The 14,858-nt window shown below is 64.4% G+C and carries 16 protein-coding genes; 7 read left to right on the forward strand and 9 right to left on the reverse strand.

The annotated features are described in order from the left end of the window. Nucleotides 1-7: 7 nt before the first annotated feature. Nucleotides 8-928, reverse strand: a complete 921-nt coding sequence (trmB, locus tag IWX75_RS02490; RefSeq protein WP_196820648.1) for a tRNA (guanosine(46)-N7)-methyltransferase TrmB — start codon at nt 926-928, stop codon at nt 8-10. Nucleotides 929-1,010: 82 nt separating this feature from the next. After that, complete coding sequence (locus IWX75_RS02495; RefSeq protein ID WP_196820649.1) at nt 1,011-1,166, reverse strand: hypothetical protein; 156 nt, start codon at nt 1,164-1,166, stop codon at nt 1,011-1,013. A 162-nt stretch (nt 1,167-1,328) separates the two neighbouring features. Here IWX75_RS02495 and IWX75_RS02500 point away from each other — a divergent pair, with 162 nt between their 5' ends. Further along, nucleotides 1,329-2,537: a CynX/NimT family MFS transporter gene (locus IWX75_RS02500; RefSeq protein WP_196820650.1), complete on the forward strand. Its 1,209-nt coding sequence runs from the start codon at nt 1,329-1,331 to the stop codon at nt 2,535-2,537. 24 nt (nt 2,538-2,561) lie between these two features. Here IWX75_RS02500 and IWX75_RS02505 read toward each other — a convergent pair whose 3' ends face one another. Further along, nucleotides 2,562-2,735 (reverse strand): hypothetical protein, encoded by a 174-nt coding sequence (locus IWX75_RS02505; RefSeq protein WP_196820651.1) that lies wholly within the window; start codon nt 2,733-2,735, stop codon nt 2,562-2,564. A 71-nt stretch (nt 2,736-2,806) separates the two neighbouring features. Beyond that, nucleotides 2,807-4,147: an NADP-specific glutamate dehydrogenase gene (gene gdhA, locus IWX75_RS02510; protein ID WP_196820652.1), complete on the reverse strand. Its 1,341-nt coding sequence runs from the start codon at nt 4,145-4,147 to the stop codon at nt 2,807-2,809. 293 nt (nt 4,148-4,440) lie between these two features. Here gdhA and IWX75_RS02515 point away from each other — a divergent pair, with 293 nt between their 5' ends. The 3 genes from IWX75_RS02515 to ftsW all read left to right on the forward strand — a co-directional run bounded on the left by IWX75_RS02515 (nt 4,441) and on the right by ftsW (nt 6,936). Beyond that, nucleotides 4,441-5,298, forward strand: a complete 858-nt coding sequence (locus tag IWX75_RS02515; protein WP_196820653.1) for an SRPBCC family protein — start codon at nt 4,441-4,443, stop codon at nt 5,296-5,298. A gap of 223 nt (nt 5,299-5,521) precedes the next feature. Continuing rightward, nucleotides 5,522-5,725 (forward strand): helix-turn-helix domain-containing protein, encoded by a 204-nt coding sequence (locus IWX75_RS02520; RefSeq protein WP_196820654.1) that lies wholly within the window; start codon nt 5,522-5,524, stop codon nt 5,723-5,725. A 56-nt stretch (nt 5,726-5,781) separates the two neighbouring features. Then, nucleotides 5,782-6,936: a putative lipid II flippase FtsW gene (gene ftsW / locus IWX75_RS02525; RefSeq protein ID WP_196820655.1), complete on the forward strand. Its 1,155-nt coding sequence runs from the start codon at nt 5,782-5,784 to the stop codon at nt 6,934-6,936. A gap of 59 nt (nt 6,937-6,995) precedes the next feature. Here ftsW and IWX75_RS02530 read toward each other — a convergent pair whose 3' ends face one another. Further along, the gene (locus IWX75_RS02530) at nt 6,996-7,970 is read right to left on the reverse strand and encodes an aldo/keto reductase (RefSeq protein ID WP_196820656.1); all 975 of its coding nucleotides are present in this window, start codon (nt 7,968-7,970) and stop codon (nt 6,996-6,998) included. Between the two features lie 128 nt (nt 7,971-8,098). Between IWX75_RS02530 and IWX75_RS02535 the strand changes: the two genes are divergently transcribed. The 3 genes from IWX75_RS02535 (at nt 8,099) to IWX75_RS02545 (ending at nt 11,490) form a co-directional block, all read left to right on the forward strand. Further along, complete coding sequence (locus IWX75_RS02535; RefSeq protein WP_196820657.1) at nt 8,099-9,091, forward strand: MsnO8 family LLM class oxidoreductase; 993 nt, start codon at nt 8,099-8,101, stop codon at nt 9,089-9,091. Between the two features lie 220 nt (nt 9,092-9,311). Beyond that, nucleotides 9,312-10,988 carry a DEAD/DEAH box helicase gene (locus IWX75_RS02540; RefSeq protein ID WP_196820658.1) on the forward strand — a complete coding sequence of 559 codons (1,677 nt, stop codon included), beginning with the start codon at nt 9,312-9,314 and terminating at the stop codon, nt 10,986-10,988. Between the two features lie 100 nt (nt 10,989-11,088). Continuing rightward, nucleotides 11,089-11,490 (forward strand): YccF domain-containing protein, encoded by a 402-nt coding sequence (locus IWX75_RS02545; RefSeq protein ID WP_196820659.1) that lies wholly within the window; start codon nt 11,089-11,091, stop codon nt 11,488-11,490. A gap of 100 nt (nt 11,491-11,590) precedes the next feature. Here IWX75_RS02545 and IWX75_RS02550 read toward each other — a convergent pair whose 3' ends face one another. From IWX75_RS02550 to IWX75_RS02565, 4 genes are all read right to left on the reverse strand, one after another. Beyond that, a complete protein-coding gene (locus tag IWX75_RS02550) occupies nt 11,591-12,295 on the reverse strand; it encodes a cation transporter (protein WP_196820660.1) in 705 nt (234 codons plus the stop codon). Continuing rightward, nucleotides 12,295-12,624, reverse strand: coding sequence for an ArsR/SmtB family transcription factor (locus IWX75_RS02555; RefSeq protein ID WP_196820661.1), 330 nt, complete (start codon nt 12,622-12,624; stop codon nt 12,295-12,297). The genes IWX75_RS02550 and IWX75_RS02555 overlap by 1 nt, the downstream gene beginning before the upstream one ends. A gap of 49 nt (nt 12,625-12,673) precedes the next feature. Continuing rightward, complete coding sequence (locus tag IWX75_RS02560; protein ID WP_196820662.1) at nt 12,674-12,991, reverse strand: hypothetical protein; 318 nt, start codon at nt 12,989-12,991, stop codon at nt 12,674-12,676. 226 nt (nt 12,992-13,217) lie between these two features. Continuing rightward, on the reverse strand, nt 13,218-14,738 hold the full coding sequence (locus IWX75_RS02565) for a flotillin family protein (protein ID WP_334684053.1): 1,521 nt from the start codon (nt 14,736-14,738) through the stop codon (nt 13,218-13,220). Between the last annotated feature and the right edge of the window lie 120 nt (nt 14,739-14,858).

Raw genomic sequence — 14,858 nt, forward strand, 5'->3', positions numbered from 1 at the left:
CGCGGATTCAGAGGCGGCGGTACGTGAGGTCGAAGACCATCCGCCCCGCCTCGAGGGCCTTGTTCTCGAAACTCGTCAGGGGACGGCCTTCGAAACGGGGAGCCCACCCTCCAAGGGTGTCGGTGCCTTCATTGACTCCGGTGTTGCCGGTGCTGACCGGGTCCTTGCCTTCACGGATCGGCGCCCCGCCCACCACGAGTTCGACACCGCTTTCCCAGACCTGGGTGAGCGGGCTCAGCGCGCCGGTGCGCTCGCCGTCGTGCAGGTTCTCGAAGTGCGGGGAGGCATTGAGTACGTTGCGCATCTGCACTCCGTAGCTCGACCAGTCCGTGGCAAGCCGGAAGAGCGATCCCGGGGCAAGGACGCGGGCCGCAAGATCGACAAAGGGCTGCTGGATGAGGCGCCGTTTCAGGTGACGGGCCTTGTGCCAGGGGTCCGGGAAATAAACCCACAACTCACTGACCGACGACGCCGGCAGCATCGCCTCCAGGGCTTCGGCAGCGTTGACCTGGGCCACCCGGACATTGGTCAGTCCCCTTTGGTCGATCCGGAGCATGGTCTGGGCGAGGCCCGGCCGGTATACCTCGAGGGCGAGGAAGTTCTTGTCGGGTTCGCGCTCCGCCAGGTGGGTGATCGCTTCACCCAGGCCGGACCCCACTTCCACCACGAGGGGAGCGTGCCGCCCGAAGACGGCGTCGACGTCGAGGGTGAAATCCGGTGCCACCGACGTGTCGGTGGTGATCCGTGGAAGGGCGATCAGGTATTCGTCGGCCAGTTCCTCCCACGCTTCCCGGCGTCGGCCCTGGAGCCGCGAACCCCGCCGGACGAAGGATACGGGCCGGCTGCGAAACGGTTGCTCGCCCGTGGCGGCAGTGCCTGGGATGGTTGCTGCTGGTGTTGCTGCCGGGACGTCCTGATCTACGTTCATCGCTCTCTAGGCTACCGCGCACCCGGATCCTGCCGCGACCGGCACCGGAGGTATTCCTCCTGACGCCTGGCGTGGAGAATTCTCACTCGTCGGGCTCGGTGTCCCCGGTATCCGGGCCCTCCGCGGGATCCTGGGCGTGCACTCCGGTGTCTGATGGGTCGGCCGTCCGGTCCCCCTCAGCCGGTGCCTCGCTGTGGTGGCGTACCACCGGTTCCTGGCCTTCATCCTTCTTGTCCATGGCGTTTCCCTCCGGAAGTTTCGCTGAAACCGTTTCGGCCCCACTGTAGGCTCGGTGATTGCGTGCACGCAACGGATTCCATTGCTCGTGCCGATACCGAGGGAGGACTGGGGGCGCGACATCCCCTCGAAGGCCCCCTTCGTCCGCCGTGAAGAGGATGGAATGCCTGCTCCTACTGACGTGAATGCCGGACGCAGCGCCCGCGTGGGCCTCGCATTTGTCGGCGTAATGCTGATCGCCGTGAACCTGCGGGTCTCCTTCGTCAGTGTCGGCCCCCTGCTGAACGACATCAGCACTGACCTGGGACTGTCCAGCGCGGGGGCCGGGCTCCTCACCGGATTGCCGCTGATCGCCTTCGCCGTCTTCTCACCAGTCGCTCCTGTGTTCGCTTCCCGGCTCGGCCTCGACCGAGCCCTGTGGGCCTCCCTGCTGTTGCTGGCGGCGGGAATCGTCCTTCGCTCGGTTCCTTTGGCGGGGCTCATTTGGGCAGGAACGGGCCTCATCGGGATTGCTATCGCCTTCCTCAACGTCCTGGTGCCCTCCCTGGTGAAGCGGGACTTCCCCGGACGGGTCAGCCAGGTGACCGGAAGCTACACGGCAACCCAGGCGGCGGTGGCAGCTTTGGGTGCGGCACTCGTGGTGCCCATCGCCCAGATGCCGCAGGCGGGTTGGAGGGTTGCCCTTGGCATCTGGGCCGGGCTCGCCCTGGTCGCGGTAGCGGCCCTCCTGCCAAGCCTGTTGCGACAGGACGAACAACAGCGGGTACCCGAACCGCACCGGGGGCCGTATCTGTCCCCCTGGAGATCGGTGCTCGGGTGGCAGGTCACCTTCTTCATGGGACTGCAATCCGTGGCGTTCTACGTTCTCATGGCCTGGCTCCCCACTATCGAGCAGGACCAGGGAGTGTCCGAGGCCGCGGCCGGGACGCACCTGTCGATCTTCCTGCTCGTGAGTGTCGGTGCCAGCCTCGGCACCGGAGCATTGCTCCACAGGTTCGCGGACCAGCGCATGATCGCGTTGACGGCCAGCGTCCTGGCCCTCATCACCTATGCAGGCCTGGCTTTTGCACCAGGCCTGACAATGCTGTGGGTAGTCGCGGGCGCACTTGGCTGTGGGAGCCTGATCGTCATCGCACTGTCCCTGTTCAGCCTCCGCACCAGCCACCATTCCCAGGCGGCGGCGCTTTCGGGAATGGCCCAGTCGATAGGGTATGCGCTGGGAGCGGCCGGCCCGGTGGTGTTCGGCGCGCTCCGAGACTGGAGCGGCGGGTGGACCCTGCCCCTCGCCGCAACCGCGGGCAGCATGGCCCTGCTGTGTTTCACTGCCCTGCTTTCGGGCCGCAACCGGCTGATTCAGGACGTCCGGCCCTAGGCTTCCACCCCGCCGCCTTCAGTCCTACGCGCTGTGCCGGGAGCCGCCGTCGTCTTTCGGTTCGTCCTCCTCAGGCTCGAAGGTGGACGGCTCGTCGGTGGACGTAGCGCCGATGCCGTCCTTCGAATCAGGGATTGTGCCCTCGGGCCCCGTTCCCTCGCCCTGCTCGCTGTCCCTGGATTTGTCCGGCATGTTCATTGGATCTCCCTTCCCTGCTGACTTGATCGTTCACCGATAACTCTAGGCGCCAACGTAAGCATTTACCCGGGCTATACAACGCCCAGCGCGAGCATTGCGTCTGCCACCTTGACGAAACCGCTGATATTCGCACCGGCTACATAGTTGCCCGGTACGCCGTACTCCTCAGCAGTCGCCGCGCACCGGTCATGAATACCGACCATGATCTCCGTCAGGCGCTGCTCGGTGTGTTCGAAGGTCCAGGAATCACGGCTCGCGTTCTGCTGCATCTCCAGGGCCGACGTCGCAACTCCGCCCGCGTTGGCTGCCTTGCCCGGACCGAAAAGGACGCCGGCCTGCTGGAAGGCCTCGACGGCTGACGGCGTGCACGGCATATTCGCACCCTCGGCCACTGCGAGCACACCGGAGGTGATCAGGGCACCGGCGGCTGATTCGTCCAGTTCATTCTGGGTTGCGCAGGGCAGCGCAACCGTTGCTCCTGCATCCCAGATCGATCCGCCGGCAACGAAATGGGCACCGGAGCCTCTCCTGTCCGCGTACTCCGATATCCTGCCGCGCTCGTTTTCCTTCACTTGGCGCAGCAGATCGACATCGATACCTGATTCCTCCACCACATAGCCGGAGGAATCGGAGCAGGCGACGACGGTGGCGCCGAAGTGCTGTGCCTTGGCAATGGCGTGAACAGCAACGTTTCCGGAACCGGAAACAATCACCCGCTGGCCCTCGAAGTCCAGGCCCCTGGCCCGCAACATCTCCCTGGCGAACAGTACTGTCCCGTATCCAGTCGCTTCGGGGCGGACGAGGGACCCGCCCCAGCTGACACCCTTGCCGGTGAGCACGCCGGACTCATACCGATTGGTGATGCGTTTGTACTGGCCGAACAGGTAGCCGATTTCCCTTCCACCGACCCCTATATCGCCGGCCGGAACATCAGTGTACTCGCCGATATGGCGGTAGAGCTCGGTCATGAAGGACTGGCAGAACCGCATCACCTCGGCGTCGGATCTGCCCCGGGGGTCGAAGTCCGAACCACCTTTGCCACCGCCGATCGGCATGCCGGTCAGCGCGTTCTTGAAGATCTGTTCGAAACCAAGGAACTTCACGATGCCCAGGTACACCGAGGGGTGGAAACGCAACCCGCCCTTGTAGGGCCCGAGGGCGGAATTGAATTCGACGCGGAACCCACGGTTGATCCGGACGGTCCCCGAGTCGTCCACCCACGGGACCCGGAAGATGATCTGCCTCTCCGGTTCGCAGATCCGCTCCAGTACGGCGGCATCGACGAACTCGGGATGCTTTCTCAGCACCGGCCCCAGCGAATCGAAGACCTCGACCACAGCCTGGTGGAACTCGGTTTCGCCCGGGTTGCGTAGAAACACCTGGTCACGGATGGAAAACAGGGCCGGGTCCATGAAACGCCTCATCTCAGTCAATGTGCTTTGCAGATCTCCGACTCAGGCTGTCGAAGCGGCTCGCCGTTGTCAAAGTATTTAGTGCCGTTGACCGGAGATTCCGGGGATTGATTCTCGAGGATCCCTGCGTTCCGAACGGGTATTGCAACGGTGGACCGCCAAGTACCGTAGGTGGCTTTCACCGCAGCCGCGGGCGCTGCGCCATGGCCACCGCTGGACGCGGGCGGTATAGTAAGCCTACTGACGAATAAGGAACCGTTTCGTCATCGCCTGTTCTAGTTGAAGGAGACACTATGAGCACGACAGTCGAAAAGCGCATCCTGGTGAACATGCCGGTGAGCACCGTCTACAACCAGTGGACCCAGTTCGAGGAATTCCCCCATTTCATGGGCGGCGTGAAGAGCGTGACCCAGCTGAGCGATGACCGTCTGGAGTGGGTCGCGGAGCTTGCCGGTGTTCGCAGGCAGTGGGAAGCGAAGATCCTTGAGCAGATCGTGGACCGCAAGGTGGCTTGGGCCGCGACCGAGGGCGCGACAAATGCTGGATCGGTGACCTTCGAAGACGTGGGGGGCGGCCAGACATCGGTGCACCTCACCCTTGAGTATGAGCCCGAGGGCTTGGTGGAAAAGATCGGCGACAAACTCAACGTGGTGGAGAACCAGGCCGAGGGTGACCTGAACCGCTTCAAGGAATTCATCGAGGATGAAGGCTACGCCTCCGGTGCATGGCGCGGGTCGATCGGAGGCGCCGCAGTCGGGACGCCGGGCATCGAAGACGCTGCAGGCTCGCGTGGCGACAAGGGCAAGGCGGGCGTTTCGGGGAAGGTGGCTGCTGGTGTCGGGCTCGCTGCCGCTGCCGCTGCCGTTGGTGTGGCCGCAGCAGCCAAGAAGGACGATCATCCCACAGCGACGGTCGTCCCCGAGACTGTCTCGCCCGTCGCAACACCGCAGACCGGTACGCCGTTGCCTGCCCAAACCGTCGGAGGCGCTGATACGCTCGCGGACCGCCCGATCGGCGATGGCACCGACAGGGACGTGGTCCATCCTTTCGATCAGACCAACGGCCTGACTGACCTCGACGGTGATTCGGACGGAACCGCGGAGAGCAATACGAGAAGCGCCGCAGAACGTGGGAACAAGCCACTGCTGTAATCAGCAGGAGCCCCACGCTCCTCGTTGGTAGGTGCGGGACGCACGGAGGAACCCACGACTCATCGGAGTCGTGGGTTCCTTCTTTTCTGCCCTGTGAACGAATCGATCACTACTCGAATTGCAGGGCCGAGACAGGTATTGACTACTCTTGTTGCGCCCATTGCCGTCGAACAGAGTTGAGAAGTCACAGATGTGACCTATGAGCTTGTGAAAGTGGTGTGCTATGGGCGAGGACATGATGGCAGGGCCCTTCTATACCGTCTCGGAGGTGGCCGCGACAATGCGGGTATCGAGGATGACGGTGTACCGGCTCGTGCAGTCAGGTGCAATCAGCGGCATCCGTTTCGGTCGCTCATACCGGGTGCCGGAAGCGGCCGTGAAGCAATACCTCGAGTCCGTCAACCCCGGGCAGCGGTCCGCCGGGTGACAACAACCACGAGGCCGACCCGAGCACCCTCTCCGCCGCGAGGTCATTCGGCCCGGATGTTGTTCAAAGCCGTTCGGCATCTCGGAAGCAAGGGGCCGGCATCCCACAGCGACGCCCGTGCCCTCCTTCTGACAACCACGCTCGCGTTGGTTGCCATCGGGCTGATGATGGTCCTCTCGGCATCCTCTTTCGAGCTTGCAGCCCAGGGAAAGTCCCCTTACGAAACCTTCTACAAGCAGGCACTATGGGTCGGGATCGGCCTCGCCGTCCTGGTCGTCTTCTCACGCCTGCCCCTGCACCTGTTCAGAAGGTACGCCGGGTTGATCCTCATCGGATCCTTCGTGCTGACGTTGCTGGTCTTCACGCCACTGGGGATTGAAGTCAACGGAAACAGGAACTGGATCGGAATCGGGCCAATCACCGTGCAGCCGTCGGAGTTCCTCAAACTGGGCACCATCATCTGGGGAGCCAACGTCCTTGCGCGGCGAACGCGGTCTTCCCGGAATCTCAGGCCCTTTCTCTTCCCGGTCCTCCCGGTGTCCTTGGCCGCCGTCGCGCTGGTGCTTGCCGGGAAGGACCTGGGGACGGCCGCGATCCTCGTGCTCATCATCGCCGGACTGTTCTTCTTCGCAGGAGCCAGCCTGACGGTATTCGGGGCCGGTCTCGCGGTGTTCGCGCTGGCGGCATTCGCTGCCGTCATCTCCAGTTCCAACCGGACAAGCCGCATTTCTGCGTGGCTGGACCCGGCCAGTGCCGGAACAGCGGAAGGGCTCGGGTATCAGGGAGTCCAGGCAACATACGGCCTTGCCGGAGGCGGCATGTTCGGCGTCGGAATGGGCCAGAGCAGGCAGAAGGTGCACTGGATACCGGAGGCTCACAACGACTTCATTTTCGCTGTCCTGGGCGAGGAGTTGGGCTTCGTCGGAGCCGCCGTGATGCTCATTCTCTTCGCCACGCTGGCTTTCGCGATCTACCGTATCGCCACGCTGTCCGGCGAACTGCATGTGACCCTGATCTGCGGTGGAGCCCTCGTCTGGATTCTGGCACAAACCGTCCTCAATATCAGCGTCGTCACCGGACTGGTACCGGTGGTGGGAGTGCCGTTGCCGTTCATCTCCTACGGCGGATCATCGATGATCTCGCTTCTGGCGCTGACAGGGGTCCTCCTCTCATGCTCCAGGCATTCAGAGCGGACAGCGACCAACAACTGACAACCCCTGCAACGGTGCGGACCTTGGGGCATCGTCCATGGCGGTAGCCCGGTATGGCTTCAGCGGTTGAGGGGCGACATGTCCGCATACCGGTCTCCCACCGGAGCCGCGACACCATCGAGTGCTGCGAGTTGCTCACCGCTGAGTTCGAGGAAATCGGCGGCGACATTCTCCTCGAGGTACCGGATCTGTTTGGTTCCGGGGATCGGTGCGATGTCGTTGCCCTGGGCCAGGAGCCAGGCCAATGCCACCTGTCCCGGTTTCGCGCCCAGCTGACCGGCGACGGCGTCGACCTGCTCCACGATCCGGATGTTCGCCTGCAGGTTCTCGCCGGCGAAGCGGGGGTTGTTGCGGCGGAAATCCGACTCGTCAAGTTGGTCAACCGATCGGATGGTTCCGGTGAGGAACCCCCGGCCCAGGGGGGAGTAGGGCACGAAGCCGATCCCCAACTCGCGCACGAGCGGAAGAATTTCCCGCTCAGGATCCCGGGACCACAGCGAGTATTCGGTTTGCAGCGCTGTCACTGGATGGACGGCATGCGCCCGCCGAATCGTGGCGGGGGCGGCTTCCGAAAGACCGATATGCCGGAGCTTCCCTTCCTGCACCAGCTCGCCGAGTGCGCCCATGGTCTCCTCCACCGGAACATCCGGATCCATGCGGTGCTGGTAGTAAAGATCGATGTAGTCGGTGCGCAACCGCCGAAGGGAGCCCTCCACAGCAAGGCGCACGTTCTCGGCACTGCCATCAAGGCCCATCGCATCATCCGCCGTGTGCCGGATGGTGCCGAACTTCGTGGCGATCACGACGTCGTCCCGCCTGCCGACGAAAGCCCGGCCGAGGAGTTCCTCGTTGGCGTACGGTCCGTACATCTCGGCTGTGTCGAAGAAGGTGACACCGAGCTCACACGCCCGGTGGATCGTGGCGACCGCCCCGGAATCGTCCCGGCCGCTTCCCGTGTAGAACGCGGACATCCCCATGCAGCCGAGGCCCAGACGGGACACCTCGAGCGACGAACCCAAAGTTACGGAATGCATAGGACAAGGCCTTCCTGGTCGGTATCTCCGATCCACCCTAGACCAGCACCCATGCCGCCGCCGCCGGACAAGAAGCCTTCCCGTCCTATCGACGGAATTCCTTTCCTTCCTCCGAGGTTTGAGGGAGTATGCCTTCATCCGCCAGGTTCTCAATCCTCGATCGCGCCAACTCCCGGGCAGAATTTTCCGAAGCGGAGGCGCTGGGCGGGGTAGTGGAGCGGGCAGCGCGTGCCGAGGCCCTGGGCTACCACCGCTTCTGGGTGGCGGAACACCATGGAGTGCCCGGGATCGCGGGCTCGGCACCCGCCGTCCTGATGGCGGCGATCGCGGCCCGGACCGGGACGATCCGGGTGGGTTCGGGAGGAATCATGCTGCCGAATCATCAGCCGCTGGTGGTCGCCGAGCAGGCGGCCACCCTCGCGGCGCTTTATCCCGGACGCATCGACCTGGGCGTGGGACGCTCGGTCGGATTCACTCCCGCCGTCCGGGACGCGCTTCGCAGCGGTAAGGAGGGGGCGGACCGGTTCGAAGCCGATGTGATCGAACTGCTCGCCTACCTCTCGGGCTCGGCGGCCATCACTGCCCGCCCGCAGGATTCCTCCACGACGCCGGTTTTCGTTCTCGCCACCGGCGCAGGAGTCGGAATTGCTGCGAGAGCCGGGCTCGGCGTCGTCCTTGGCGGCCCGGCGCTTACTCAAAGGAGCTCCGACGGGAAGATTCCGGCGATCGAGCAATACCGCGCGCAGTTCCGGCCATCGGCGTGGCGGGATGAGCCATTTGTGCTGGTCTCGGTGAACATTGCGGTGGCACGCACCTCTGACGCCGCACGGGAGCAGCTCCTGCCCGAAGCCCGTGCTCTGGCCGTCTCTCGGACGAGGGGTGAGTTTCCTCCCCTGGAACCGATGGGAGCGGCGGCCTACGCTGCGGTTCCGGCCCGGGAGAAGAAGCTGATGGACGACTTTCTTGCCACTTCGATCTACGGCACTGTTCCGGAGGTCGACAGGAGGCTGGCGCAGCTGCTGTCGGACACCGGGGCCGATGAAGTGCTCGTCAGCGGCGGAGCATTCGACGGAGAAGCCCAGGCTGAATCGGACGAGCTTCTCACCACCCTGTTCCAGTAGCGGGCAGGACGGGCGTCGAGGAATGCTAGAATGGAGAGACTTGCCTGCGCACATGCCGGATCCCATCGGTTGCTTGACGCGCGGCATGCGTCGATGAACGCTTTCTTTTGTCCCGCAAATGCTCCCGACGGAGCGCGGTGGACACTGTCTGACTTTTCTTCGGCGAACCCCTGTGCCAACCGGCGCCGGGGAAGATGAGAAGAAAGTTCGTGCTAACTACATGACTACTTTTGCTGCCCTCGGTGTGCCCAAAGCGCTGGTCGAAAACCTCTCCGCTCAGGGAATCACCGAACCATTCCCCATCCAGGTCAAGAGCCTTCCCGATACCCTCGCCGGACGCGACGTCCTGGGCCGTGGCCGCACTGGTTCAGGAAAAACCCTGGCGTTCGCGCTGCCCATGGTCGCCCGGCTGGCCGAGCAGGAAGCGGCCTACCGCCGCAAGCCGGGCCGGCCACTGGCCCTGGTGCTCGCTCCCACCCGCGAACTGGCCACCCAGATCAACAACACTATCGAGCCCCTTGCCAATGTGCTCGGGCTCAATACCACCGTCATCTACGGCGGCGTGTCCCAGCAGCGCCAGGAGAAGGCACTTCGCGCAGGCGTCGATATCGTCATCGCCTGCCCGGGTCGCCTCGAGGATCTCATGCGCCAGAAGCTGATCTCACTCGAATCGGTCGAGATCACGGTGCTGGACGAAGCGGACCACATGGCCGATCTCGGTTTCCTTCCCGTGGTCAAGAAGCTCATGGACACCACTCCCGCCGAAGGGCAGCGGCTGCTGTTCTCCGCGACGCTGGACAACGGCGTGGACAAGCTCGTGAACCGCTACCTGACCAAGCCGGTGACCCACTCCGTAGATGACCCCCAGGCTGCAGTGACCACCATGGAGCACCACGTTCTGCTCATCGGCGACCAGACGCAGAAAAAGCAGCTGATCGTCCAGCTGGCGTCGGGAACCGGCCGCCGCCTGCTGTTCATGCGTACCAAGCACCATGCCCGGAAGCTGGCCAAGACCCTGACCGACGCCGGCATCCCCGCCGTCGACCTCCACGGCAACCTGTCGCAGAACGCCCGCGACCGGAACCTCGCCGAATTCTCCAGCGGGGATGTGCGCGTCCTGGTGGCTACCGACGTCGCGGCCCGCGGTGTCCACGTGGACGACGTCGAGCTCGTGGTCCACGTCGACCCGCCCACGGAGCACAAGGCCTACCTGCACCGCTCGGGACGGACGGCGCGCGCCGGATCCTCCGGAACCGTCGTCACGATCACGCTTCCCGAGCAGAAATCCGAAGTTCAGAAGCTGATGCGTGCAGCGGGCGTCGACGTGGCGTTCGAAAACGTGAAGGCGACCTCACCACTGGTGGGCAAGCTCATCGGTGACGTCGCCGAGAAGATCGATCCGCGCACTCGTGCGGCGCTGCTCGCGCAGCGTGAAACCCAGCGCGGCGACGGTACCTCCACCGGGGCCAATGCCGAGCGCAAGCGTGCGCGTCGTGGTGCCGCAGCGCCGGCGCCGGGAGGCCGTGGAGGCCGCGGTGGTCGTGGCCGCGTGGCTGCCGAAGGGCCCTCGGGCAACCGCTCCGAGCGTCGCAAGGACCAGCCCCAGGCCCCAAGGTTCGGGTCGGATGCAAACGGCGGAACCGGCGCCGGTCGTCGTCGTCCGTCGGAGGCGGGGACCTCGTCCGAGAACGGCGCAGCCCGAACCCGCAGGCCGGCGACGGGCCAGCGCGCCGGTGATGTCGCCCCGAGGCGTCCGGCAACAGCAGGCAGTGGTCAGGCAGCGGGCGGGCAGCGTACCCACGGTGCGCCGTCGGCCGGCCGTTCGGATGCCGCACGGCGTCCCAGCGGTTCACGCCGTGCAACAGCGCCGGCGTCGAACGACCGCCGCACGCGCTAGCCGGAACCAGTACCGCCGAACAAGCGCTCCTTCCCTCCGGGGGAGGGGCGCTTTTTCGCTATACCCGGCATGCCGGTGCTTTCTGGGGAAGAATGAAGGCATGAACGCTCTCCTGAATGTCATTTGGCTGCTGTTCGGCGGAATCTGGCTGGCCCTCGGCTATTTCGCCGCGGGAATCCTCTGTTGCCTGCTGATCGTCACCATCCCCTTCGGAATAGCTTCCTTCCGCATCGGCGCCTACGCGCTGTGGCCCTTCGGGCGAAGCGTGGTGGACCGCGGAGGCAAGACGTACCTGTTCTCGACGCTGGGGAACGTCATCTGGGTCCTGGTGGCGGGAATCTGGATCGCCATCGGGCACGTTGTCACTGCCATTCCCATGTTCGTCAGCATCATCGGAATCCCCCTGGGAATAGCCAACCTCAAGCTCATCCCGGTGTCCCTGATGCCGCTTGGCAAGGAAATTGTGCCCTCGGGCAGCATGCGCCTTTCGTATTACCGGTAACTTTTCCTCCAGATGAGCACGGCGCCCGCCCCGGCCGCAGGAGCCGCCCAAGGGAAGCTGATCCCTGAACGCTTGCGGTTCCAGCTCGTTGGGGAATGCGTCAGTGGCAGCAGGTGCAACCGGGCTCTGTCGCCGTTTCCCCTTTCTCATGGGTATCGGCGTCGCCCAGCGGGTTCGCGCAGCAGGCGTCGCCCTTCCACGCTTGCAGGCCTTCCTTGATGGCCCAGACGGCGATAACCAGGGCGGCGATCGGGTCGGCCCATTGCCACCCGAGGAGGCTGTTGAGCAGTAGCCCGACCAGCAGCACCGCGGAGAGGTAGGAGCACAACAGGGTCTGTTTAGAATCGGCCACCGCTGACCGTGAACCCAATTCACTGCCGGCACGGCCTTGAGCCATGGAAAGCACGGGCATGATGACCAGGCTCACGGAGGCCAGGACAATGCCCACCGTCGAGTGCTCTGCCTCTCCACCGGCTATCAACGCACGGACCGCATCGATACCGACGAAGGCGGCCAGACCAAAAAAGGAGAACGCGATGAACCGCAGGGCAGTCTTTTCCCGCGCTTCAGGGTTGCGCCCGGCGAACTGCCACGCCACCGCCGCCGCGGAGATCACTTCAATGATCGAGTCGAGGCCGAACGCGATCAGTGCGCCCGAGGACGCCACAGTTCCAGCGGCAATCGCCACCACAGCCTCGACGGTGTTGTAGGTGATGGTCGCTGCAACGAGGAGGCGGATACGACGCGACAGTACTGCCCGGCGGGCCGTATCGGGACGGTTGATGGTGGGTTTCAGCAGGCTCATCAACAGCACCCTTTCCCGGCACTCTCGGCACAATGCCCCGGGTCGGTGGTCAGCACCACGGCCAGCAGTTCAGTGAGCGCGCTGCACAGTTTCGAATCCGCCAGCTCATAACGGGTCCGGCGCCCCTCCGGAACGGCCACCACCAATCCGCAGCCGCGTAAGCAGGCCAGGTGGTTGGATAATTTCTGGCGGCTCACTCCCAGCATGTCGGCCAGATCGCTGGGGTAGGCCGGAGCGTCCCGGAGTGAGAGCAGCACCCGGGACCGGGTCGGATCGGAAAGGGCATGACCGAACCTGGACAGTACCGATGAGTGCGTAAGGGTTTCCACCTGTCGATTGTACAGATTTCCCTGAACTCAGAAGGGTATAGATGCAGCCTCAGGAAATGAGCTGTTCCGGCACGTCAGGAGATCGCCGGCTCAGAGAAGTCCGCGATCGCTTGTTGCTGGAATGATCGGAACTGTACGGCGCGCGGTACAGGGTGCCGGAGGTGACGTCCAGGATGTCGTCGATCAGCTCGTTCACGGCCTGTGACACGCTGTTCCGCTCGTCCATGGGAAGAGCCATCATCCCGTGCAGATAGGCATCGACCTCAGTCTCTCCGATTCCCCCGCCCATGTTCAGGTAGTGAAGCCACACTTCGTCAACACTCAGGCCGGCGAAGGTCAGAGCGCCAAGGGTTTGTTCGTGCTGCATGTTCACTTCCCTAGAAAAGGGGCCACGGCGGGTCGCCGGGGAGGCCTCTGTTCCAAGGATGGGCTTCCGCCCTCAAGTGCCGATTGCAGGGAAGCTCTGTTTTTCATCAAGATGCACGGCATGAAGAACGCCCGGCCGGAATGGTCCGGCCGGGCGCCTGCATCAGTTCTGAGCGGCGGGCCCGGTAAGTGCCCCGAAAGGCGGGCCGTGCCCGACCCTCAGCGGGTCAGGAGTCAGCTCCCGCAGCGGGACTACCGCCCTGCGGGGCTGCCGCGGTCGATGAACCGGGCGCCGCGCCGCGCCGGGTGGGATCAGCATTCCGAAGGGCGTCGCCCAACAACGCAATGATGTCGAGGCCCGTGGTGTCCTTGATCATCTGTGTGGTCTGATGCACGCCGCTCGAGACGTTCTTGCTCAGCTGGCTGGCGCCGTCGTTCGAGACCACCGTCATGTTCTTGATCGCGGACATGGGTGCCGCGACCTCGCGGGCCATGGCGGGAAGCACCTCGAGGACCTTGCTGAGGATCGCGGCCTGGTTGAACTTCTGGTACGCCTCGGCCTGCGCTGCGATACCGGCGGCCTCCGCCTTGCCTTTGGCCTCCGTGGAGACAGCCTCGGCATTACCGCGCGAGCTGATGACCGCTGCATCGGCGCGGCCCTTGGCTTCATTGATGCCGGCCTCCGCGTTACCGCGTGCCGTGTTCGCTGCGGCATCGGCCTCAGCACCCACCCGGTCACCCTCGGCCTTCAGTTTCCGCTTGGCGAGCTCGACCCGCGCTTCGATCTCGGTGGCCTCGGAGGCACGCCGTCGTTCCTCGAGCTTGGCATCGGCCTGCTGGATCAGCCGGTACTTCTCAGCATCGGCCGGCTTGCGGACCTCGGTGTCGAGCTCCCGTTCGCGCAGTTCGGCGCGCCGCTGGGCGACCTGCTGTTCACGGATGATGACCTGCTCGTTCTGCTCGGCCTGGGCCAGCGGACCCGAGGCGTCGGCCCGTGCCTGACGGGCGTCGGCCTCCTCCTTCAGTTCCGCCCTGCGGATGATCAGTTGCTGCTGGGCGAGCGCAACCTGCTCGTCGGAGATCGCCCGGGCCTGCTCGGATTCCTGGACCGAGCGTGCTTCGGCGATTTTCGCGTTCCGCTCGGCGAGCGCAGCTTCGGGCCGGCCGAGGTTCTTCAGGTAGCCCGAATCGTCATCGACGGACTGGATCTGGAAGGTGTCGATCTCCAGACCCTGGTTGTGCATGGAATGTTCGGCTTCCTCCTTGACGCTCTTGGCGAAGGTGGCACGGTCGCGGATGATCGACTCGACGGTCAGGGTGCCCACGATCGAGCGCAGCGAACCGGAGAGCGTCTCCTGCGTGTAGTGGTCGATGGCGTCCTGCTGGTTCAGGAAACGTTGGGCGGCCTTGCGCACGGAATCGGCGTCGCCCCCGACCTTCACCTGTGCCACTCCGGTGAGATGCAGCTTGATGCCGTTGAGGGAGATGCCCTCGATCTTCAGTGAGACCTGCCGGGACGCGAGGGACAGGGGATAGGCCCGCTGCGAGAACGGGTTGATGAAGACGCGACCGAAAACCACGCGCTGGCTGTCAGGGTCCGGCTGACCCTTGCTGTCGCGCGACGAGATGATGAGGGCCTGGTCGGGACTGGCGATATGGAGTGCCATCTTCGCGAGAATCGCGATGACGACGAGGAGAATGAGAAGAACGATTGCACCTATGACGAACGGTACGAAGGAAAAATCCACTACAACCCTTTCTACGGGCTTACCGGGATGAACGAAACAGCATCCGCGTGCGGATGCGGGCCTAGCGATGTCACGCCGTGGTGGAACCCCCAAGTCTCCCGGTGTTGAGCTGCTGGCAGC

Origin of the sequence: Arthrobacter sp. CAN_A6, assembly GCF_015751715.1 — a bacterium.
In the GTDB taxonomy this organism is placed as follows: domain Bacteria; phylum Actinomycetota; class Actinomycetes; order Actinomycetales; family Micrococcaceae; genus Arthrobacter_D.